This window comes from Caballeronia sp. LZ029 (assembly GCF_031451275.1).
GTDB classification, from domain to species: Bacteria; Pseudomonadota; Gammaproteobacteria; order Burkholderiales; family Burkholderiaceae; genus Caballeronia; species Caballeronia jiangsuensis.
Map to the genome: position 1 here is coordinate 1 of NZ_JARUXO010000104.1, position 21,350 is coordinate 21,350.

The 21,350-nt window shown below is 56.8% G+C and carries 20 protein-coding genes and 2 riboswitches; all 20 genes read right to left on the reverse strand.

Annotation, left to right across the window (positions count from 1 at the left end; all coding sequences use genetic code 11):
- Positions 1-329: 329 nt before the first annotated feature.
- Positions 330-1,211 carry an EamA family transporter RarD gene (gene rarD / locus QCE73_RS38405; protein ID WP_309885992.1) on the reverse strand — a complete coding sequence of 294 codons (882 nt, stop codon included), beginning with the start codon at positions 1,209-1,211 and terminating at the stop codon, positions 330-332.
- Positions 1,212-1,413: 202 nt separating this feature from the next.
- Positions 1,414-2,436, reverse strand: coding sequence for a lipoyl synthase (lipA, locus tag QCE73_RS38410; RefSeq protein ID WP_309885993.1), 1,023 nt, complete (start codon positions 2,434-2,436; stop codon positions 1,414-1,416).
- Positions 2,437-2,498: 62 nt separating this feature from the next.
- Positions 2,499-2,963: a porin gene (locus QCE73_RS38415; RefSeq protein WP_309885994.1), complete on the reverse strand. Its 465-nt coding sequence runs from the start codon at positions 2,961-2,963 to the stop codon at positions 2,499-2,501.
- Positions 2,960-3,691: a porin gene (locus QCE73_RS38420; protein ID WP_309885995.1), complete on the reverse strand. Its 732-nt coding sequence runs from the start codon at positions 3,689-3,691 to the stop codon at positions 2,960-2,962. Before QCE73_RS38420 ends, QCE73_RS38415 begins: the two co-directional genes overlap by 4 nt.
- A 430-nt stretch (positions 3,692-4,121) precedes the next feature.
- Positions 4,122-5,501, reverse strand: coding sequence for an L-serine ammonia-lyase (locus QCE73_RS38425; RefSeq protein WP_309885996.1), 1,380 nt, complete (start codon positions 5,499-5,501; stop codon positions 4,122-4,124).
- Between the two features lie 9 nt (positions 5,502-5,510).
- Entirely contained in the window at positions 5,511-6,779 is a 1,269-nt protein-coding gene (glyA, locus tag QCE73_RS38430) for a serine hydroxymethyltransferase (protein WP_309885997.1), read from the reverse strand.
- A 53-nt stretch (positions 6,780-6,832) separates the two neighbouring features.
- Positions 6,833-9,736, reverse strand: coding sequence for an aminomethyl-transferring glycine dehydrogenase (gcvP, locus tag QCE73_RS38435; RefSeq protein WP_309885998.1), 2,904 nt, complete (start codon positions 9,734-9,736; stop codon positions 6,833-6,835).
- A gap of 38 nt (positions 9,737-9,774) precedes the next feature.
- Entirely contained in the window at positions 9,775-10,152 is a 378-nt protein-coding gene (gcvH, locus tag QCE73_RS38440) for a glycine cleavage system protein GcvH (protein WP_309885999.1), read from the reverse strand.
- A gap of 57 nt (positions 10,153-10,209) precedes the next feature.
- On the reverse strand, positions 10,210-11,355 hold the full coding sequence (gene gcvT, locus QCE73_RS38445; RefSeq protein WP_309886000.1) for a glycine cleavage system aminomethyltransferase GcvT: 1,146 nt from the start codon (positions 11,353-11,355) through the stop codon (positions 10,210-10,212).
- A 41-nt stretch (positions 11,356-11,396) separates the two neighbouring features.
- Positions 11,397-11,495: riboswitch (glycine riboswitch) on the reverse strand.
- A 17-nt stretch (positions 11,496-11,512) separates the two neighbouring features.
- A riboswitch (glycine riboswitch) is annotated at positions 11,513-11,590 on the reverse strand.
- Positions 11,591-11,704: 114 nt separating this feature from the next.
- On the reverse strand, positions 11,705-12,868 hold the full coding sequence (locus tag QCE73_RS38450) for a M20 family metallopeptidase (protein WP_309886001.1): 1,164 nt from the start codon (positions 12,866-12,868) through the stop codon (positions 11,705-11,707).
- Between the two features lie 102 nt (positions 12,869-12,970).
- Positions 12,971-14,065: a GTP-binding protein gene (locus QCE73_RS38455; protein ID WP_309886002.1), complete on the reverse strand. Its 1,095-nt coding sequence runs from the start codon at positions 14,063-14,065 to the stop codon at positions 12,971-12,973.
- The gene (locus QCE73_RS38460) at positions 14,062-14,238 is read right to left on the reverse strand and encodes a hypothetical protein (protein WP_309886003.1); all 177 of its coding nucleotides are present in this window, start codon (positions 14,236-14,238) and stop codon (positions 14,062-14,064) included. The genes QCE73_RS38455 and QCE73_RS38460 overlap by 4 nt, the downstream gene beginning before the upstream one ends.
- Positions 14,239-14,417: 179 nt before the next feature.
- Positions 14,418-15,335: a polysaccharide deacetylase gene (locus tag QCE73_RS38465; protein WP_309886004.1), complete on the reverse strand. Its 918-nt coding sequence runs from the start codon at positions 15,333-15,335 to the stop codon at positions 14,418-14,420.
- Between the two features lie 26 nt (positions 15,336-15,361).
- The gene (locus QCE73_RS38470) at positions 15,362-16,549 is read right to left on the reverse strand and encodes a RidA family protein (RefSeq protein WP_309886005.1); all 1,188 of its coding nucleotides are present in this window, start codon (positions 16,547-16,549) and stop codon (positions 15,362-15,364) included.
- Between the two features lie 26 nt (positions 16,550-16,575).
- On the reverse strand, positions 16,576-17,628 hold the full coding sequence (locus QCE73_RS38475) for a 2Fe-2S iron-sulfur cluster-binding protein (RefSeq protein WP_309886006.1): 1,053 nt from the start codon (positions 17,626-17,628) through the stop codon (positions 16,576-16,578).
- Between the two features lie 35 nt (positions 17,629-17,663).
- Positions 17,664-18,641 (reverse strand): aromatic/alkene monooxygenase hydroxylase subunit beta, encoded by a 978-nt coding sequence (locus QCE73_RS38480; protein ID WP_309886007.1) that lies wholly within the window; start codon positions 18,639-18,641, stop codon positions 17,664-17,666.
- A 1-nt stretch (position 18,642) separates the two neighbouring features.
- Positions 18,643-18,951 (reverse strand): MmoB/DmpM family protein, encoded by a 309-nt coding sequence (locus tag QCE73_RS38485; RefSeq protein ID WP_233391286.1) that lies wholly within the window; start codon positions 18,949-18,951, stop codon positions 18,643-18,645.
- A gap of 23 nt (positions 18,952-18,974) precedes the next feature.
- Positions 18,975-19,304, reverse strand: a complete 330-nt coding sequence (locus tag QCE73_RS38490) for a Rieske 2Fe-2S domain-containing protein (RefSeq protein ID WP_309886008.1) — start codon at positions 19,302-19,304, stop codon at positions 18,975-18,977.
- Between the two features lie 33 nt (positions 19,305-19,337).
- Positions 19,338-19,601: a toluene-4-monooxygenase system B family protein gene (locus QCE73_RS38495; protein ID WP_309886009.1), complete on the reverse strand. Its 264-nt coding sequence runs from the start codon at positions 19,599-19,601 to the stop codon at positions 19,338-19,340.
- A 23-nt stretch (positions 19,602-19,624) separates the two neighbouring features.
- Positions 19,625-21,109, reverse strand: a complete 1,485-nt coding sequence (locus tag QCE73_RS38500; protein WP_309886010.1) for a toluene monooxygenase — start codon at positions 21,107-21,109, stop codon at positions 19,625-19,627.
- Between the last annotated feature and the right edge of the window lie 241 nt (positions 21,110-21,350).

Sequence of the window (21,350 nt, forward strand, 5' to 3'; positions counted from 1 at the left end):
TTCGTCCATCATTTACACCTGTCCATTTGAAATTTGCATGGACATGATCGTCGGGCTGCTCGTCTTGCCGATCAAGATGCCTTCGCCGGGTGCTTACGACGAAGCGTTCGCGAGCTAGTTTAGGCTTTTGGGCGTGTCACGGCGCGTCTGCGGACTTGGACGGGAACGCTGCTACATGCAGAAGGAAGCCTTCGAGCAGCCTCAGGCAGTCGCTGACACCGGTCCCCGGTGTGAACTCAGCGATGCCCGAACTGTTCGAGAAGGTGCGTACCGCGTATTCTGGTTCGAAGCGAATGCGCCAGTGACATTATATAAAGCCGGCGCGAAGGTCAGCCCCGCGCGCTGTGGAAGACCATCAACAACACCCCAATCCAAATTGGGATATACGTCTGCAGTTGAGACGACGTGATGCTCTCCCCAAGAACCAGAACGGACACCGCTATCAGCAGAATCGGCTCAACGTATCCGAGCATCCCGAAAACCGCCATCGGCAGCATTCTGCTTGCCTTCAAATAGCTGCCCAGCGCCAACGTTGAGATGACTCCCAGCCCAGGCAGCAGGAATAAGCACAGGCCGAACTGATTTGGAGCCTTGAGCTGACCGGAGTTCGACCAGATGACGAAGCATGCTACTGGCACCATCAAGGCCATTTCGGCGGCTAATAGAACGAAGGAGTCGCCCCCAATCTTGCGTCGAAGCATCAGATACGGTGGATAGCCGAAGGAAACGAGCAGCGTTGGCCATGCGAATGACCGGGTGACGAAAAATTCATGTATTACGCCAATCGACGCGCATCCGACGGCTATCCACTGCAACTTCGAAAGCGACTCGACATAGAAGACTCGGCCGACGATGACCATTATGATGGGTAGCAGGAAGAATCCCATCGACACATCCAGCATCCGCCCGTGCTGCGGCGCCCACAAGAACAACCATGTTTCCACGCCGAGAAGTGCCGCGCACGTGAGGAGCATCGCAGCAAATTTTGGCTCACACAGGCCGCGTATTGTTAGTGCTCTAAGCGATGCAAGGCTTCCGCGAGCAGTGACGAACAATATTGCGCACGGGACTGTCCACACCACTCGCCAAGCAAATATATCTAGTCCGGAGAGCGGCGATAGCAGTTTCGTGTACGCGGTCATGACCGCAAAGAGGACGGAAGCCGTGAGCGAAACGAGCATCCCTCGACCGAGGGGATATGAATCTGGCATTGTTTTCTAAAAGGTCACCGCTCTCTTTATCGAGCTTCGTCTAGAAGCGACGGTTCGAACTCGTCCGGACACACGGCAATAACCGTTCTCAATATAAGGGCCTTCGCTAAACGCATCAATCGATGATGCGACAGTGACCTGCTCCCCGCGATTAGTACGCCCGCGGCCTCTTGACTCCTTGAGTGACCATCTTCCCTTGCGACTATCGTTCGACAGCGCCTGCGGTGTACGCCTGATGGTCGGCGTGATAGCTCGAGCGCACCATTGAACCAACAGCCGCGTGCGTGAAACCCATCTTGTAAGCCTCCTCCTCATACATCTTGAATGTGTCAGGATGCACGTAGGCACGGACCGGCAAGTGATGCTCCGACGGCTGCAGATATTGCCCAATTGTAAGCATCTCCACGTCATGCGCCCGCAAGTTTCGCATCACCTGCAAGATTTCCTCGTCTGTCTCGCCGAGTCCTACCATGAGGCCCGACTTGGTCGTGACTCCAGGATGCAACTCCTTGAAGTTCTTCAGCAGCTTCAGGGAATGGTTGTAGTCCGAGCCCGGTCGCGCTTCCTTGTAAAGGCGCGGTACGGTCTCAAGGTTATGGTTCATGACATCCGGAGGCGCGGCGGTCAAGATGCCGATTGCGCGGTCCAGACGCCCACGGAAATCAGGCGTCAAAATCTCGATGCGTGTGTTCGGTGAATGTTCGCGCACGTGTCGAATGCACTCGACAAAATGTCCTGCGCCGCCGTCACGAAGGTCATCCCGGTCAACGCTCGTGATCACGACATACTTCAGCTTCAGCGCGCCGACAGTTCGCGCGAGATTCAACGGCTCGTCCGGGTCTAGTGGGTCCGGACGGCCGTGACCGACGTCGCAGAACGGGCACCGGCGAGTGCACTTGTCGCCCATAATCATGAACGTCGCTGTGCCCTTGCCAAAGCACTCTCCAATGTTTGGGCAGCTAGCCTCCTCGCAGACCGTGTGGAGCGCGTTCTCCCTCAATATCCGCTTAATCTCGTAGAACCGAGAATTCCCCATCGCAGGCCGGACTCGAATCCATTCGGGCTTGCTCAATCGCTCCATCGGGACGACCTTGATGGGAATGTGGGCCGTCTTAGCTTGAGACTTCTGTTTCACCGTCGCATCGTAACGCAGCGCCTTATTGCTCTGTCCGGCGGGAGAGCCGCCGATGCCGGACGCAGTGCCTCTAGCGATTGAATCTTCCATCTCAATGCTCCAACAACCTAGTCAATTACGAAATGAGGAGAACGCTGCCAGACAAAGGGTCCTCAGAACTTGTGCCGGATGCTAACCATCACAATTTCCTGAGTGGACTTTCCGCCCTCGGTATAGCTGTCTGCGATGACCGCTTGAGCCGGGCCCAACCCGTTAGAAACAGACGCGTGGCCATAGCCGGCCGAAGCGTCGATGTCTGTCCGCTTGCTCAACAGATAATCCGCCGCGATTGTCGCCTGGTGGTACGTGGCTGACGAGTCGCCATGCGACTTCAAATAGTTGTACCGGACCTCCAGCGAAACGTCCGGCACCGCCTGCCAATAGGCGAAGGCCGAACCGTTGTTGAAACGCTCCGCCGACGAGAAGGTCGCGGAGCCATCGGCCAGGTATTGCGAATAGCTGTAGTAGCCACCGACCGTCACCGGCCCTATCACGTATGCGGCACCGGCTCGGGCGATATTGAACTTGCTCGCACTCGCATAGGCGGCGTTCACGGGCGTGAAGAAAATGGAAGTCATGCTGCCTGCGCCCCGCGTCGAAAAACTGGATTGCCATTGTCAGCATGAATGTAGCCGGCCGCGAGTGTATGAGGACCAGTCACATAGTTGACCGCTGCCGAGTACGACTGCCGGGAACCCGTCGCGCCAGCCACCTTCCCGAAGTCGTACATTGCCGCAACCTGAAGGCCACCCCAGACCGGGCTTGTCCACTTCACCGGATTGCTAACCTTGACGGAACCATCAGACAGGTCAACATCGCCCGGCGCCGTAAGAAATTCGAGAAAATTGTTGCCTTGTACGGGCACGACCAGGTCTTGAAGGACGTCCATCTGACGTCCGAGAGTAACCGTACCTAAGCTCGTGTGCGACAAGCCCACATACGCCTTACGGTCGAACAGTACTCCGCTGCTCGATAGCGCACCATTGTTCACGTCGAACCCGCTTTCCAGTGTGAAGAGCGCGCTCAACCCTCCTCCGAGGTCTTCAGTTCCTTTCAGGCCCCACTGACTGATGGACATTTGGCCCGACTGCATCTTTATCTGATTACTCTCGCCACCCGTGTTATGAGTGTACTGAATCGATGTATCGATGATTCCATAGAGCGTCACGCTCGACTGAGCGAAGGCTTGCGACGCCATCGCAAATGTGCTCAATACCGCAATCGACATAAGAACTTTGCGCAAAATTACTCTCCCTTCCTTCCAATTAAAAGCTGATTTCTTGAGTTTCTTTGATTCCAATTTCACAGCATTATTCTTTTGTTATCCTAATTTGTATGTGTAACCCTCCGAATTCCGCACCGGCAAAGCAAATCAACCTTACTAATTCTGAGAGTCGACCTGCGACGTAACACGGACCGTGACCGCTTTGACTTGACGCCATGCAAACAAGCGCCTTGCAATCTCTACCTCGATAGAGAGTCCGAACCCGTCCGCTACACCCTTCACAACCTCGTAGATGCACTCGTAGTCGAAGACGTCAGTTATGTTGTCCGACGCCGACGGCGAGAGTTCGTAGGGAACGAAAACATCGATATCAAGGCTCTCGCCCTTCGAAGCGCTCGACAGTCGGCGAAAGAACACGCGGCGGCAGTCCGGAACCACGCGAACCTGTGAATCCAATTCTGTGAACGAGTCGACGCCGTTACGAACCGCGGAGAAGGACCGCTGCCGAGCTTCAACATTCGATGACATTGACCGCAAGGCCTCCCCGAGCAGTCTCTTTGTACTTGGTTTTCATATCCGCGCCGGTCTCCGCCATGGTCTTGATGACCTTATCCAAGGACACATAGTGCTGGCCATCGCTTTGCAGAGCCATTCGCGCCGAGTTGATTGCCTTGATTGAGCCCATCGCGTTGCGCTCGATGCATGGCACCTGAACCAATCCACCGATTGGGTCACAGGTCAGGCCGAGATTGTGCTCCATCCCTATTTCTGCCGCGTGCTCGACTTGCTCGGGAGAGCCTTTCATTGCAGCGACGAGTCCGCCGGCCGCCATTGAACAGGCGACACCAACTTCACCTTGGCAACCGACCTCAGCACCAGAGATGGAGGCATTGAGCTTATATAGCATTCCAATTGCCCCCGCAGTCAAGAGGAAGCGAATAACGCCCTCTTCATCAGCGTGCGGAACAAATCTCGAGTAGTAGTGCAGCACGGCGGGTACGATGCCAGCGGCGCCGTTAGTCGGCGCCGTCACGACTCTTCCACCGCCAGCATTTTCTTCATTCACTGCCAACGCATAGAGGTTGACCCAGTCCATGACCGAAAGGCTGTCCTGCATCGCCTTTTCCGGAGAAGCCGTGAGCTTCCGGTACAGCGCAGCAGCCCTTTTCTTTACCTGCAATGGTCCGGGCATTACACCCTCAGTCTTGCATCCACGCGCCACACACTGTTGCATCACCCCCCAAATCTCCAGCAGTCGCGCCCTTACCTCGTTTTCCGGTCGCCAGGTGGCCTCATTGACCATCACAAGCTCAGCAATGCTCTTCCTTTCCTTTTGGCATACCTGCAGGAGCTCGACTGCTGTGCTGAATGGGAACCGGACTTCCTGCGATTCTGCAGTTGCGACGACGCCACCGCTTGATGCACTGACGATGAACCCACCACCAATTGAGTAGTAAGTCTCTTCCCGCAGAACCGTCTCGCGGTCCTCTCCGATTGCGAACAGCTTCATGGCATTCGGGTGAGCGGGAAGCGACTTTCGGAAGAAAACGATATCCCGCCTCTCCTCGAACTCGATGGCCCGTTTCCCGCCGAGCTCGATGGAGCGAGTTTCCCGCGTGCGTGCAATCGACGGCTCAATGGAATCGACGTCGACCGTCTCCGGATGCTTACCCTCCAGACCCAGAATCGCAGCGGTTACCGTCCCGTGCCCCCTACCGGTGGCACTGAGCGACCCGTAAAGCTCAACCTTCACGCGACAAACACGCGCGAAGAGGTGAGCGTCGTCCTCAATTCCCTGGACAAACTGAGCTGCGGCCTTCATCGGGCCCACAGTGTGAGAACTGGAAGGGCCGATGCCCACCTTGAAAAGGTCGAATACGCTCAGCGCCATAATCGCCCCTTACTTACGTTGAGCTGCTTGGGGGTAGACCGGAAAATCTCGACACAGTCTCGCGATGTCCGCCTTGACCCGCTCGTTAACCTCCTGATTTTCGAGGTCGTCAAGGATGTCACAAATCAAACCGGCGACGAGAACAGCCTCGGTCTTGCCCATCCCACGGGTGGTGAGTGCAGGCGTACCGATTCGAATACCGCTCGTGACAAACGGCGACTGCGGGTCATCTGGCACCGCATTTTTGTTGACCGTGATGCCGGCTTGGCCTAGCGCTGCGTCTGCCGCCTTACCCGTGATTCCCTTGTCAACGAGGTTGACCAGAAACAGATGGTTGTCAGTGCCGCCCGACACGATGTTGAAGCCACGGGCGATGAAGGCATCTGCCATCGCTCGCGCGTTTTCGACGACCTGCTTCTGGTACTCGATAAAGTCCGGTTGCATCGCTTCTTTAAGGGCGACAGCCTTAGCAGCAATGACATGCATGAGGGGGCCACCTTGAGCGCCCGGGAACACCATCGAATTGATTTTCTTCTCAATCTCGGGATTTGCACGCCCCAAGATTAGACCGCCACGCGGACCTCGAAGCGTCTTGTGTGTCGTCGTCGTCACGATATCGGCGTACGGCAACGGGCTCGGATAGACGCCCGCAGCGACAAGACCGGCCACGTGTGCCATGTCAACCATGAGCAACGCGCCCACCTTGTCCGCAATGGCTCTGAAGCGCGGGAAGTCCAGATATCGCGAATATGCGGAGAACCCTGCGACCAGCATTTTCGGTTTGCATTCGGTCGCGATGCTCTCCAGCTGGTCGTAGTCAATCCGACCGGACGAGTCGATGCCGTATTGCACCGCCTTATAGATTTTGCCGGAGAAGTTCACGGAAGCGCCGTGGGTCAGGTGACCGCCGTGAGCCAGACTCATCCCAAGAATGGTGTCGTGAGGCTGCAGAAGCGCCATGTAGGTCGCAGCGTTCGCCTGAGAGCCCGAATGCGGCTGCACATTGGCCCAAGCAGCCCCGAACAAAGCCTTGGTGCGGTCGATGGCGAGCTGTTCGACCACATCGACGAACTGGCACCCGCCGTAGTAGCGCTTATTGGGATACCCCTCAGCGTATTTGTTGGTCAGGACGGTGCCCTGTGCCTCCAGCACGCGCGTACTCGCGTAGTTTTCCGATGCTATGAGCTCGAGGTGCGACTCTTGGCGATGGGTTTCTGCGTTGATTGCGTCGCCGAGTTCCGGGTCAAAATGCTGAATGCTCAATCCGTCGCTAAACATCTTCATCTCCTGAATACGTTAAATCGTCTCGCCCATATCGAACGACGACAGAATCAATAGGCATCTATCGGGGCACACGAGCAGAAGAGATTTCTATCGCCGTAGCTGTTGTCCGCGCGACCTACCGTTGGCCAGTATTTGCGGGCGGCAACCGATGCAATCGGATAGGCAGCTTCTTCGCGAGAGTATGCGTGTGACCATTCATTACTCGTCACGCTCTGCGCCGTGTGAGGCGCGCATTTCAGCGGATTATCGACTTTGTCGAATGCGCCGGTTTGGACCTTATCAATCTCGCCCCGGATAGCAATCATCGCGTCGATGAATCTGTCGATTTCCTCAATAGACTCACTCTCCGTCGGCTCAACCATGAGCGTACCGGAGACCGGAAAGCTCATCGTGGGAGCATGAAAACCGTAGTCGATGAGACGCTTCGCGATGTCTTCGTTCGTAATTCCGGTTGCTTTTTGCAACGGCCGAATGTCCAGGATGCACTCATGTGCGACGAGTCCCTTCTCTCCGGAGTACAACACCGCGAAATGCGGGGCGAGTCGCTTCGCGATGTAGTTAGCGGACAAAATCGCCACTTCCGAGGCTGCCTGGAGTCCAGCCGCGCCCATCATGGCGATGTACATCCAGGAGATAGGCAGAATACTTGCCGAGCCGAATGGAGCTGCAGACACGGCGCTGATGCCTTCGGCCTCGCGCTCATATCCCGTGCAATGCTGGTTCGGCAAATACTTAACTAGATGCGGACCCACTGCAACCGGACCAACGCCGGGTCCACCGCCGCCGTGCGGGATGCAGAACGTCTTGTGCAGGTTCAGGTGCGACACGTCTCCACCGAAGCCGCCCGGCGCCGCGAGTCCAACCATAGCATTCATGTTGGCGCCGTCGACGTATACTTGGCCGCCGTGCTCATGAACAATCTCGCAGATTTTCCGGACGTTGACCTCAAAGACGCCATGAGTTGACGGATACGTAATCATGATGGCAGCGAGCTTCTGGCTATGTTGCTCGGCCTTCGCCTTCAAGTCCGTAAGGTCTACGTTGCCGTCACGGTCGCATGCGACAACCACGACTTCGAATCCCACCATCTGTGCGGAAGCGGGATTCGTTCCGTGAGCCGAAGATGGAATAAGGCAGATGTTCCGATGACCTTCGCCTCGGTCCTCGTGATAGGCCTTCACAATCAACAGCCCCGCATATTCCCCCTGGGAACCAGCGTTCGGTTGAATGCTCACGCCAGCATAGCCGGTCACGGCGCACAGCATCGCCTCGAGTTGCGCAATCATCTCGAGATAGCCAGCCGTTTGCGATTCGGGTGCGAACGGGTGAATGGAAGAGAACTCGGGCCACGTCACCGGCACCATCTCGCTCGTGGCGTTCAACTTCATCGTGCACGAACCCAATGGAATCATCGACCGGTCCAACGCAAGGTCTCTGTCGCCGAGACTACGGATATATCGGAGCATTTCATGCTCCGAGTGGAAGCGATTAAACACCGGGTGAGTCAGGTAGCTGCTGACACGATGCATGTCTGCGCCAAAGCCTAGTTCGGCTGCGCCCTCACACTCGGCAAACGAAGGCACCGGTCGAGCTTGGGCGAGGACCTCCAACAGCACCAATACGTCCGCTCGCGTCGCCGTCTCGTCGAGTGAAATGCCAACCTGATGGTCGCTGACTCGACGAAGGTTCACCCCTCGGCTTTCGGCTGCCGCGTGAATATCGCTGGTTCGTCCGTTCGAGGAGATGGTGAGCGTGTCGAAGAACGTCTCGTTCTCGATTTTGTAACCGAGACGCTTGACCCCCGCTGCCAACACAGACGTCAGGCGATGAACTCGCGTCGCAATCCGTCGCAGGCCTTGGGGGCCGTGGTAGACCGCATACATCGACGCAATCACCGCCAATAGAACCTGCGCCGTGCAGATATTCGACGTTGCCTTCTCGCGACGGATGTGCTGTTCGCGAGTTTGCAGTGCGAGTCGATACGCGCGGTTCTGATTCGCATCAATCGTGATTCCGACAAGTCGACCCGGCATGGAACGTTTGAAGTCGTCCTTCACTGCCATGTAGCCAGCGTGCGGACCACCGAAGCCAAGCGGCACGCCAAAACGCTGGGACGTCCCGACTGCAACGTCAGCACCCCAGTCGGCGGGACTCTTGATGAGAGTAAGGGCGAGCAGGTCCGCAGCCGCAACCACAAAGCCGCCTTGCACATGCACCTTCTGCGCAAGGTCGCGGTAGTCAATCACGTCGCCGTTTACACCAGGGTATTGAACGAGCACACCGAAGGCATCTTGCGCAACAAGCTCGTCCGACGGGCACACTCTCACCTCGATACCCAGAGGCGCGGCACGCGTCATCACGATTTCGATGGTCTGTGGCAAGACATCATCAGCAACCGCGAACACGTTGGAATGGCTCTTGCCAACTCGCCGCAGCAGTGTCATGGCTTCTGCTGCCGCCGTCCCTTCGTCGAGCATCGACGCGTTTGCGACATCAAGGCCGGTCAAATCGGTGACCATCTGCTGAAAGTTCAGCATTGCCTCAAGTCGACCTTGAGAAATCTCTGGCTGATACGGCGTATATGCCGTGTACCATGCCGGATTCTCCAAGATGTTGCGCAGAATGACCTTCGGCGTGTGCGTGCCGTAGTAGCCCTGTCCAATGAAGTTCTTCAGAACCTTGTTTTTTTGTGCAATTTGCAGCAAGGAAGCGAGCGCCTCCTCTTCCGGCAGACCTCCCGCAAACTGTTCGAGCGCGAGCGGCTCGCGTCGGCGGATGGCTTCGGGCACGATGTCGTCAATCAACTCTGCCCTCGTCCGATAACCAAGCTCGCGAAGCATTGCTTCTTGGTCTTCCAAATTCGGGCCGACATGTCGGGCAACAAATGCGTCGCGCGCTTCGAGCGACTCGAGCTGCTCGTCGTGCAGAAACTTCGGATGTGGTTCGTTCATAGTCCCTTACCTAGAGAGTTACGAATGGGCGCGCGAACTTATTCGAGGCCGTGGGCGTAGTCATCGGCAGACAAAAGCGGAGCGAGTTGCTGCTCGCCATCGAAGGAAATCTTGAAGAGCCAGTTCTCGTAGGGCGCTTCCATCATGGTGTCGGGCGAGTTCTTGACGGTCTCGTTGATGGCCGTTACCTTCCCCGTCAGCGGAGCATAAATGTCAGACGCAGCCTTCACCGACTCGACCAACGCGCAAGCCGAACCCGCAGTAACATCCGCGCCAACGTTCGGGAGCTCCACGAACACGATGTCACCGAGTGCCTCGCCGGCGTGCGACGTCAATCCGATGGCAGCGATACCGTCGGGGCCAACTCGAATCCACTCGTGGGAGGCGGTGTAACGAAGCTCTTGCGGAAAATCCATGTTCTTCTCCAATGTTCTTTGTATGGCACTCGTATAAGAGGCCGTTATAAGTGAGGCTCAGACTTGTGAGAGGACGCCGCCATTTCGGACGAACGGCAAGCGGACGGCGACGGCGGCCAGTTCTCTTCCTCGAACGGAAATAACCAATTCGTCGCCCGGCTTGACCGACATGGGAACTCGAACTATTGCGATTGGACGTTGCATCGTGGGACTGAAGGTGCCACTCGTTACGACCCCTTCCCCACCTGCTACGTGAATGGCCTGTCCCGCTCGCGGAATCCCGCCTTCGCCGAACACGACGGCACCTATCGTCTGCGCTGAAACGCCGCGATGTTCAACGCCTTGTCGACCCATGTACTCACGGTCTGATTTCAAATCGACGGTCCATGCAAGGCCGGCATCGAGCGGGGAGACTGTCTCGTCCATGTCTTGGCCATAGAGATTCATGCCTGCTTCAAGCCGCAAGGTGTCACGCGCGCCGAGGCCGGCCGGACGGATGCCGTTTTCAGACAGCGTCTTCCAAAGCAGCGGAGCGGCATCGGCCCTCGAAACTATCTCGAAGCCATCTTCACCGGTGTAGCCAGTTCTCGAAACCATGAGTTCGCCGAAGGTCGAATCACTAACGAGGGCTGCATTGAATGGCTTCAACTCATCTGTGAGGGATTTTGTCGTTGGAACCGCACGCCAGAACTTCTCTCGAGCTTGTGGACCCTGCACCGCGATGATGGCGAGCGCCAATTCCGGGCTGGCCAAATCGCCGCGGCGCGGTACGAGCGTCACCTTCAGATTGCTCCGTGCTATGACAGCTCGAATCCAGGAAATATCAGTGATTGCGGTGGACGCGTTGATGACGAGACGAAACCAAACTTCATTCAGGAAAGTGATGATGAGGTCGTCTACGACGCCGCCCTGTTGATTGAGCATGCATGTGTAAAGCGCCTTACCTGCGACCTTGAGCTTATCGACGTTGTTCGCGACGAGCCTGCGAAGAAGCTCTCGCGTATCGGGACCGCTCAAATCAACGACGCACATGTGCGAGACGTCGAACATCCCGGCGTCAGTGCGGACCGCATGATGTTCTTCAATCTGGGAGCCGTAATTGACGGGCATCTGCCACCCGCCAAAATCGACCATTCGTGCACCGGCCTCTGTGTGGCTAGCTGCGAGCGGCGTGCGCAGCAAACTGCTAACGGTATTGGCCATATCTCTTCGAGGTTGACAGAATGAAACGCATCCGTAGGGATGTCTTTTTCTCTGTCCTTGGTACCTGAGAGATTAGAGTCGCTTCGCGACCTTGCCCCTTCGGTGGACCTGATTTCAGGTCTCTCTCCAGAGATTTCGCTGATGTATAGATGCAATCAGCAACCAAGCCGTCCTTTTGCCTGAGAGTTTTAAGTCCCCTTCGGCGACGCTGTGCGTTCTCTCCGGCTTGGTTAAAACAACTATATTTGACTCTGGCTATTCAAGTCAAGTTACTTGCCTTAGAGGAAACACTTATTCCTCCTCATGTCACACATGCCATTCAAAGGCCTGACGTTTCCTCTGCGAGCGCCTAGTAGAGTGGGTCGTTGCTAATGCTCTGGATGATGGAGCGATAGAGCGTCACGCTTTCGGCAATTTTGTGGACGTAGCAATACTCGTCTGTCTGGTGAGCCATCTTGGGCTCACCAGGTCCCAAAATAATTGTTGGCGGATTTCCGGTTGCAGGTAACAAGACGCTGCCGTCAGTAAAGTACGGCACCGCGCGAGCAACGATAGGCTGGTGATGGAGCGATTCGCATAGCCCGAACACCCTCTTGACCGCCAACGCTTCGGGGTCGGTACTTAACGGCGGCACATCGACCATCGACGTCAGGCCAATGTCATCGGTCAAAAAACGAGACAGTCGTGTGCAGATGCATTGATGGTCCATGCCCGGAACTGTGCGGAAGTCCACCTCGAATTCCGCTCGGTCGGGAACAGAGTTCACGTTCGTGCCGGCCTTGAAGGTGCCGACGTTCATGGTGGCGTGGCCCATCAACGGATGCGTCGACTCCTCGATTCCAAAGCCGCGTATCTTCTGAATGGCCTGAGTCGCCTTATAGATAGCGTTGTCGCCCTGCTCCGGCATAGCGCCATGCGCTGTCTTGCCGGTAGCAGACGCACGGACCCAAAGCGCCCCTTTGTGCCCGACAAAAGGATAGTTCGCCGTCATTTCTCCGACAAGGAGAAGACTGAGTGGCTTCAACAGCCCGGAGGAGCCCGCAAGCGCCTTCGCGCCATCGCATCCGGTCTCCTCACCTCCCGTGATAATCAGTTGGACGCCGTTTCCCTCACGTAGCTCCTCGATGCTTTGCGAGCAAGCAGCGACGAACGCCGCAATGCCTCCCTTCATATCGCTGGTTCCACGGCCGTAAACACGCCCTTCACTTTCAATCGCGCCAAAAGGGTCGAAGTTCCACTTCCGCGTCCCCAACGGCACAACATCAAAATGCCCCGTAAATCCGATGGGTTTCCCACCTTGCCGGCCGTGGATGTTTGCGACTAGGTTAAATCGACCAGCTCCGAACGAATGCAAGTGGACTTCGAAACCAATGTCAGCGAGCACTTCCGCAAGGTATTTCGCACATGCTTCTTCGTTGCCAGGGGGATTTATTGACGGTATGCGGACAAGGTCCTTAGTCAGAGCCAGTGCTTCAACGGGCGTGGCCGTAAGCAGTTTCACTGAAGCATCCATTTGACTATCTCCGTAAATCGTTCTTTTCGGCAACACTCAGCCATCCGCCAAACAGCGTTTGGCGGAGGTAATCTCTAAGGTTAGTTCAGTGGCAGCGAGGAGTTACTTCATCCATCTAGGAGCACCTGGGCGGCGAACCGGTCGACCGCCAATTGTCCTGCCGGCTCCAAGTGGCATCGCTGCATTTCGACCCTCATTTCCGAGCCCTTTCTCTCCCGCGAGTCGCATGAAGACACGAAGCGAACGCTCGATGAGGGATGCTTCGAGGTTGTTGACGATGAATGTCAGGTGGGATTGCTGCGGCGTCGCTCCCCATTCGTTATGGTGCTTCGGAGGAAACACCATATGCTGTACAGCATGAAACTCGACAGGGCCGCCTTCCGATTGCGAAACCCACAAAAGTCCCTTCACTCGCAAGACATCCGAGCCATGCCGGTGGAGCAACCACGTCAACCAAACTCCAAAGGCAGTCCAATCGAGTGGCTGCTCAATAACCAGCCCGAAGCTGGTGATACCGGTGTTAAGCAAGTGAACGCGTGTGCCCGAGAGATTCCGAGCAGGCTCGATATTCCGAGCGGCACGGACTTGGTCCAAAAGCATCGAGACAACTTCGTTACGTTCCGGCGTTTTCGGAACCAGTACCTTTGCGTCGGAGTTGACTGCCTTAATTTCGGCAGCAAGTCGCTCGACATGACCTGGCGCATTGCAAAGGTCCATCTTGGTGACAATCACAACATCAGCAAGCGCGACCTGACGAGCAGCGTCCGTGAAACGATTGAGCGTCTCCGTGCCCAACGCCGCGTCGACAGTCGCAACTACACTCGTGAGCTCGAAACGCGACCGGAGTACGGGCGACGACTGAAAGGTTTGAATTAGCGGAGCGGGGTCCGCCAGTCCACTCGTCTCCACATACAAGTGCTCGAACGGAGGAATCACACCCTCTTCTTCCTGCTCAAGAAGATGTCTGACGGCTTCTTCGATGTCTTCCCGAACCGAACAGCAGATGCAGCCGCCGGCCACGACAGCTACGCGTTCCGACGTGAATCGAAGGAGGTGGTTGTCAATGCCGACCTCGCCGAATTCGTTGACAAGAACGGCAGACCTCGCGTTCTGCGGATGCACAAGCATCTGGTTCAAAAGCGTCGTCTTACCGCTTCCTAGGAACCCTGTTATGACTGTCGCTTCGCGGAGACTCATTGCTGCCCCAACATGGATTTTTCGAGGCTGTTGAGGAGATTCTCGTCTAGCGGGTCAGTCGGAAGTGCGGAGACCGCATCCGCCGCATTCCAGACCCCACTCAGATTGAAGACGTTCGCGCTTTTGCCATCACGATTGGTGACGACGTAAGAGCTGCCGCCCCAGTCATTCACGGAGATTCCATAGTGGACTAGTGTGCGATTCACGATTCCCACGAGAAAGTCTCGCTCCTCGCGACGGGTCATCGGTCTGCCGTTGACAGCAAACTCAGACTTGCCAGCAACGTCGTTCCACCCATTGCTAGCGTTCAGCGCAGCACACAGCCCACACATGGAATCCTCCCCTACGTCGATTAACGCGACTTCTGGAAGTAGTCGCCAGAGAGCTCGGGGAGACGGCCTTCGTAGAACGGCAGATGGTCGACGCGCGGGTCGTACTTCCCTTCGTCAATCATCTTCCGCACATACGCAGCCACTTCTTCACCGGTCGCGAACCACACGTTGCCCTTGGCCTGCATCTTGCCAATCATCTCGGAGAACATCATCATCCGAGCGACCTGCCCCGTACAGAACGGGTGGAAGCAATTGACCCAGATGCCGCCGTGCTCCCACATTGCATAGAACTCGGCCATGTAGACCTCCATCGCGTATTGCGGCGATGCAATCGGCATCATGAAGTCGAGGTCATGGTTGTGAACGAACTGCGGCCAGTCGTCCAGTTGCCAACGAGACGGCAGTTCGATGAGGCTTCCCTTCGCGGATTTGATGACATACGGATTGTCATCGCCCATCAACGACGTGTCCCACTTGAATCCTTCTTCCGCGAGGATATCGGTGGACACCTTCGAGTACTTGTACCAAGGAGCGCGGTAGCCAACCGGACGCTTGCCGGCAATTTTCGCGATTGCGTCGGCGCCCTTGACCGTCCAGAAACGCTCCTCTTCTGCCGACAATTCGTTGGGGTATTCGTGCAGATAGCCATGCAGCGCCACTTCATGGCCGTTCTTCACCATGAGTTCGATGGCTTCCGGGTATCGTTCTGCGCACCAGCCCGGAACGAAAAACGTCTGCTTGACGCCGAACGACTTGCAAACGTCGATGATTCGCGGCACGCCAATTTGCGGGCCATAGCGAAGCATGGAGTTTGTCGACAGACGCGTGTCGGCGTCGTTCGGATGAGCGAGGTGCAAAATGCTGTCCGAGTCCATGTCCCACGTGAACACGACTGCACAGCGAGCCCCGTTCGGCCAGGGGAAGGGATTCTTAATCATGTTTTCTCGGTCCTATTGGTGAACTGTTACTGGTTGGTGACTGCCACGCCGTCGACCTGGACACGCTGGCCCGGACGAGGCAAAGCCTCGACTCGTACGATGGAGACTACCGTCTTCCCTTTTTCAAGGAAGTTCTCCAGCGTGCCGGCAACAAGTTCCATATCTCGAGCCGCTGACTTCGCGTCGCCGCTCACATAAATGTTGAGCTTCACGAGGTCACCGAAATCGGAGGACGCCGCACGAAGGGTTTCTCCGACGCGACCCATCGATGCCTCCAATTGGGCGTCGAGAGAGGCCCCGCCAGGAGCGGAAATGCCGCCGAGGTAAATCTCGTCACCGACTTGCCATGCAATCTCGAAGTTGTCTTCAGGTGCCTTCCACGTCTGACTCCCAGGTGCATTGAGCGCGCGACGTTCGCTTCCCTTAACCGCGAGTGCGTCAATCTCAAGAACAAGGCCTTCGTAAAGCAGGTTCACTCCGAATGGAATGAGCGCGGGCTTGTTGTTGGGAAAGAGCTCTTCTGCCTGCTTGATGATTTCCTGGAGCAGCGCGCGACTTTCGGTGTCGTCCCCGGTGTGCTGGTACGCAATCTTGAGCGTGACGACGTCGTCCCAATTCGAGCCCGCGTCCATGAGCACATGGCGAATGTACTCAAGCGCGTTCTTTGCTTGCGCAACCACATCACCGGCAGCAAGAGCCTTGCCTTGCCGGTCGGCAGATATTTGGCCACCAACGTAGACCTTTTTGTCGCCGACCAGCCACCCTTGCGAAAACGGTGTGGGGATACTCCAATCCCACGCGTGGTCCGGCATGATTCGCTTTTTGGCGCCGCCAACCTCGCCGATGCCATCCGCACCGATGAGCGGACCCGCGGGCCACAGACCAGCAATACGAAGTGCGGTTGCTGCCGGACCGGGGTTAGCCAAATACTGGAGGCGGACTGCCGTCATCTGCTCCCAGTAATCCGTGACATCTCGGCCCTCTCCCTCGAATTGATAGTACGTGTGAAGCTTCGTCAGGTCACTCATCGAACCGCCCTGGCTTTCCAACGCGGAAACCAAAGACTTGAACACGTGATGCGTCTGGTCTTCGATGCTGGAAAGCTCCGCGCCCGGAACCTGCAGTCCGACATAGATTGTCGAACCCACCCTCCGAACCTGCGGGAACGCCCAACGCTGCTGCTCCTTTGTCGATACTGCGGCGATGTCTGTCATAGCGTGCTCAATAGCTCTCAAAGATTTCAGAAAAAGCGGTCGTAGTGGACCCGTTCGGCAGCCACGGAATGCTCGAGCAACAACATGCGTCGCACGGCGTCGACCATCGGCGGAGGTCCAGCCATGTAGAACTCGCAATTCGCAAATTTGTCTGCAAGGTTCTTCGCAACGCAGTCATGCACGAAGCCGCGCTCGCCAGTCCAGTCCTCGAGCAATTCTGGCGCACAAGAGCAGGCTGGGACAAACTCAAGCCGATGCTGTGCCGCGGCCAACTCATCGAAGAGGTCCAACGAGAAGATGTCCTTAGGTTCGCGACCACCGTAGTACAGGTGGACTCGAACGTTTTCGAGAGCCGATGACGCCAGTGCCCCTCGAACGACCGAGACCATCGGCGCCAGACCCGAACCGCCGGCGATGCAGACAATCTCTCGCGTCGTGTCCTCCCGAAGGAATGCGGAGCTGTAAGGACCGTCGATTACGCAATCCGCGCCCTCTTGCAGGTCTTCGAAGAGAACTTTCGTCGCCTTCCCGTTGGGGACACGTCGAATCATGAACTGCACGATGCCATCCTCGTTCGCCAGATTTGACATGGAATAAGACCGCCTTCCATTCACACCGGGCAATGACAGCAGGGCGTACTGCCCGGCGATGAAGTTCATTCCGCCAGAAACACGGAAGGTGAACTCACGCAGGTCATGAGTAACGGCGCGAGAACCCACGAACGTCGCTGTTGCAATCCGAGGTGCAATCTTCGGAATACACTCCTCGTCCTCCTTGAACGACACGGCGCATGGGCCGGTCGGCTTACATTGACAGGCGAGTACCTTGCCCCGCTCCCGCTCCCTCGGCTTGATGCCTGGAGCGTCAGGCTGCATGTCAAAGACATCTCCCGATTCGAGAAGTACCTTGCAACTTCCGCAGCCACCGGCATTGCACTCGTATGCGAGTCCGATGCCGGAGCGCAGCGCGGCCGACAAAATCGTGTCGCCTTCGTCACAAAAGAACGACTTGCCGTCCTTGCATGAAATTTCGACGCGAGAGTCCGCAACGACTGCTGCCCCGCCCTCTTCGATTGTCATCCCTGTCTCCTTCGGCGCATCAGGTGGAACTCAGCTCAGGCAAGCCCGGCCTGGCTGTGGAAATGAGTAACCGCACGCTTGGCAGCGACAGCACCCGTTTCACCCGACAGCGAACTGCAATACGCTTCGAGGGCCTTCGATTCAAGCGGCTCCCACTTCGCCTTCCACTGAGCCAGCACTTCCGCGTTCCCTGTTTGGCCGAGGGCGTGCTTCAGCCAAGCCGAGGTCCAACGGCGCGAACGCTCGGCGTCGCGGAGCTGTGCGTCGCACAGCATTGCCGTCAGCGTGTCGCCGTTGGCTTGGGCCGTGTGTCCGAGTTGACGAATTGCTTCGTCGATTGCTCGCGCAGCAACGACGTTGATGGCAAAGAGGTTCTCAGCCCAGTCGTAGGTCGCAAGTGCCTTCTCCATCAGCTCTCGGAAGCCTTGCCATGCTTCGTCGTCTTCCCAAGCGCCGCGCTCACTGGTTGCGAAGCCAACTTCGGGGTAAGCGAGCGACAACTGCTTCGTACGATATGCCGTACGGGAGAGCCACCGGAACGAGTCCGCTTCTTGAAACGCTGCGCAGTTGGTAATCGTGCTCGCTGGTGCCATCTGCACGATGTACGCGCTGCCCATCTGCAGCGTCGTCATCAAGTAACGCAGCGGGGTGTAGTGCGACTTCAGCTTCTCCACCCATTCGGATTTGAGCTTGCTGTCGTGGCCGGTGTCCGTATGGTTCTTGAGCAGGCCATCGACGTACTCTTCGTGAGCGTCTTGCATCGCAGTGTACGAGCGGTACGTGACCTGGTCCGGGTCACGGAACGCGTCCCAGTCGTCGTGCTTCAACAGCGAGTCGCGTACATGCTTGCGATACCACTGGTTCATCATACTGTCCGGGCTCTGCTCGTAGGCAGCGTCCGGTTTGCGATTACGGTAATGCAGCTTGTACGTGACGATTTCGTACTCGCTCGGGCGCTTTTTGTTACCAGCCAGCGCGCTCCACGTCTTCAGTCCACCGCGTTCGATTCCCATGTCACTGCCCCTTCTTTCTCGAATGTGCCAAGAAGCTGATTGCGTCGTCGGAGGTTCGGATAAAGCCCGCGAATCCGGGCATCGAACGCTCAAGGTCGCCCAAGCGGAAGTCGCGGCCGAGTACCTCGGACATCGTCTGGACAGTCAACGTGCACTCGCCGCGCGCTTCCACTCGTACATAACCCGAATTTTTTTCGATGCGAACTTCTCGCCCCGGGTTGTCGATGTAGACAGCTTCAGCTGCAGCATCTGCGATTTCGCCAAGACCAATGATTGGCCCTACGAAATCGGCATTGTGGTGGTCACTCATGTTTTCCTCCGTTTCGAGCCCAGTCAGGTGCCGGAAACTTCCAAAGATTGTTCGACATCGACCATGACTTCGTCGCCCTCAACGGAGCACGCGAAACCACGAAGCTTGCAACCAGCGGGATTCACGCCCTGACCCGTGGTCACATCGAACTGCCACAGGTGCGCCGGACAAGTCAACACATTACCTTCGAGCGTAGCTTCTCCGAGACTCTGGTCTTGATGAGGGCACTTGGATTCAAAAGCACGGAATCCACCGCCCTCGACATGGACCACGATGACATCAATGTCCTTTACCGCGAACTCTTGGAACTCGCCTTCCCAGACATCTTCAGTTGTGCAGATACGTTGCAGCATTTTTGTAGCTCCCTATGTTGCGCTTGGAGCCAATCAGCTCTTCACGTGCACAATGTCAACCGTCTCAGCCTGGATGAAGCCGGCCGCCGAGATAGTCATCGATTCGGGCAAGAACTCTTCTTCGCCGTGTCGGCGGACACGCAGTTTCGTACCTGGCAGCGGCTCTGGAACGAAGACGCCGGCGATGTTTTCCTTCGCGATACGCGCGACGTCTTCCATCGAGTAGTCGTCGTCCAACATGATGACCTTCATCCCGTAGTCGCCTTCGTAGTTGCAGACCAGCGCGAAATTCGACATATCTAACTCCGTCCTTGTCAAAATCAGGCCGCGCGCTTAATAGCGTTTGCCCATTTGAAGTTCTCGCCGCAGGTTCCACGTTCTTCCGGCGACATGCTCATGTATTCGAAAACACCGTCCGGTCCCGGCGGCATCATGCCGGCGACGACGCGGTCGATGAAGCCTTTGTAGCCCTTGTAGCGGCTCGGCTCTTGCTCGAAAATCCACTTGTCGACCGGCGAGCCAAAGTGATAGCGATGGCCTTCGAGGTCGAGCGTGCATTCCTTTACATTCCACTTCTTGCCCGGGATGCCGGTAAGTTCGAAGCCGGTCATCGCGCACATCATCGGCAGAGGCTTCGGCGTGAGACGGTCCATGCGTCCGTTTTTGAGGTTGTCCGTAATGACGTCCCACACCTGACCGAACGTGTCGTTCCATCCCGGATACTTCGTTTCCAGCCACTCACGCTCTTCCGGCGAGACGCCTGCAATCGGGTCCCACCACTCGGTGTCGCGATACATGTAAATGCCAATTTGCTGAGCGTGATGGTACGTGTCGACGTCCGGGAGGAAGTACTGGTCCCAGTACCAGGGCTTCTCGAGGCCGAGCGCTTCCAGGTTGCGTAGGAACTGCGTCGTTACGAACTCGTGCACGAACTCTTTGAGCGAGAACTCACGCTTGTCGAGCGGCGTGTAGTAGTCGAACGCGATGCCGCTCAGCGCCGAGAATTGCTTCCACACGCGCCAGAACGAGATGTCAATCAGCTTCTGCGCCTCAGCCTTCTTGCCGTTCTCAACCATGATTTGAATCAGTGGCTCGCCAATTTGCGAGTGGCGTGCTTCATCGGACTGAACGGTCTGGAGCATCGTCGCGAAACTGAAGTCACCATAGCGACGCGCATCGGCCGAGAGAGCCACGAACTGAAGGTTCGTGAAGCCCTGCTCGAACGAGAAATTGGTCATGATGGCCGCAGACACTGCGTCACGCGTATGCTCAACGTCGTCGAAGCAGTGACGTTCGCTCATGACGACCCAGTTGTCGCTATTCGGGGCTTTCTGAGCCCAGTCGAACGCGCGGTCGACGCTCAGGAACTCGTAACCGAAGAACATCTGAATCTGCGTATGGCGAATCTCGTCGAGCGTGCCGAAGTTCGCCATATTGCGCATGCCGGGGCCCTTACCGAATCGCGTGATGCGGGCGAAGGCCGAAACCGAGCCGTACTCGACAAACGGAATGGTTCCGAAATGCATTTGCAGCAGAGCCTTCCAGCCCGGGTCCGACTTCTTGTAGAAGTCGACGCGCGAGAGGGCCGCCTTGACCGAGTATGCGCCGACGTCCTTCTCCCGCTGCGTCTTCACGTACTCGCGATAGGTGACCTTGTACGGCTCGTCGAACGTCTCCCACGCGGAAACGGGAATGCCGTAGGGGTCGCTAAACTGCGGCGGGAACAGCTCGTCCTCGGTCACGTACTTCGGAGTCCAGTTCGTGTCCCGCGCAATCTCGTACCAATCAGAGTTCTTCAATTCCATGGGGTTACGCTCCTTGCCTTTCAAGTTGGATTGAGGCGCCGTTCGCGCCAGCTATCGGAGTTGGGTTGCTGTGTCCGCCTTGCCGTTGTTGCATTTTAGTTAAGTCACTTTCCTAAAGTGTACGCCCGTCAGGCGTTCTACCAACCCTCGTTAACCCGATACGTACGAGAGCAAAACGTTGATTTCTGATTCTGGTCATGAGATGGCTGCACGCTCGGCAGCCCTCCGGGCTTGCAAAAAT

Excerpts from the sequence above, each read along its gene's own strand:
- QCE73_RS38490 (WP_309886008.1), bottom strand. The coding sequence starts at position 19,304 with ATGCTGCAACGTATCTGCACAACTGAAGATGTCTGGGAAGGCGAGTTC.
- QCE73_RS38465 (WP_309886004.1), bottom strand. The coding sequence starts at position 15,335 with ATGATTAAGAATCCCTTCCCCTGGCCGAACGGGGCTCGCTGTGCAGTC.
- lipA (WP_309885993.1), bottom strand. The coding sequence starts at position 2,436 with ATGGAAGATTCAATCGCTAGAGGCACTGCGTCCGGCATCGGCGGCTCT.
- QCE73_RS38495 (WP_309886009.1), bottom strand. The coding sequence starts at position 19,601 with ATGTCGAATTTCGCGCTGGTCTGCAACTACGAAGGCGACTACGGGATG.
- rarD (WP_309885992.1), bottom strand. The coding sequence starts at position 1,211 with ATGCCAGATTCATATCCCCTCGGTCGAGGGATGCTCGTTTCGCTCACG.
- gcvT (WP_309886000.1), bottom strand. The coding sequence starts at position 11,355 with ATGGCCAATACCGTTAGCAGTTTGCTGCGCACGCCGCTCGCAGCTAGC.
- QCE73_RS38470 (WP_309886005.1), bottom strand. The coding sequence starts at position 16,549 with ATGACAGACATCGCCGCAGTATCGACAAAGGAGCAGCAGCGTTGGGCG.
- QCE73_RS38500 (WP_309886010.1), bottom strand. The coding sequence starts at position 21,109 with ATGGAATTGAAGAACTCTGATTGGTACGAGATTGCGCGGGACACGAAC.
- QCE73_RS38415 (WP_309885994.1), bottom strand. The coding sequence starts at position 2,963 with ATGACTTCCATTTTCTTCACGCCCGTGAACGCCGCCTATGCGAGTGCG.
- QCE73_RS38475 (WP_309886006.1), bottom strand. The coding sequence starts at position 17,628 with ATGACAATCGAAGAGGGCGGGGCAGCAGTCGTTGCGGACTCTCGCGTC.
- glyA (WP_309885997.1), bottom strand. The coding sequence starts at position 6,779 with ATGTTTAGCGACGGATTGAGCATTCAGCATTTTGACCCGGAACTCGGC.
- gcvP (WP_309885998.1), bottom strand. The coding sequence starts at position 9,736 with ATGAACGAACCACATCCGAAGTTTCTGCACGACGAGCAGCTCGAGTCG.
- gcvH (WP_309885999.1), bottom strand. The coding sequence starts at position 10,152 with ATGGATTTTCCGCAAGAGCTTCGTTACACCGCCTCCCACGAGTGGATT.
- QCE73_RS38455 (WP_309886002.1), bottom strand. The coding sequence starts at position 14,065 with ATGAGTCTCCGCGAAGCGACAGTCATAACAGGGTTCCTAGGAAGCGGT.
- QCE73_RS38425 (WP_309885996.1), bottom strand. The coding sequence starts at position 5,501 with ATGGCGCTGAGCGTATTCGACCTTTTCAAGGTGGGCATCGGCCCTTCC.
- QCE73_RS38485 (WP_233391286.1), bottom strand. The coding sequence starts at position 18,951 with ATGAGTGACCACCACAATGCCGATTTCGTAGGGCCAATCATTGGTCTT.
- QCE73_RS38450 (WP_309886001.1), bottom strand. The coding sequence starts at position 12,868 with ATGGATGCTTCAGTGAAACTGCTTACGGCCACGCCCGTTGAAGCACTG.
- QCE73_RS38480 (WP_309886007.1), bottom strand. The coding sequence starts at position 18,641 with ATGGGAATCGAACGCGGTGGACTGAAGACGTGGAGCGCGCTGGCTGGT.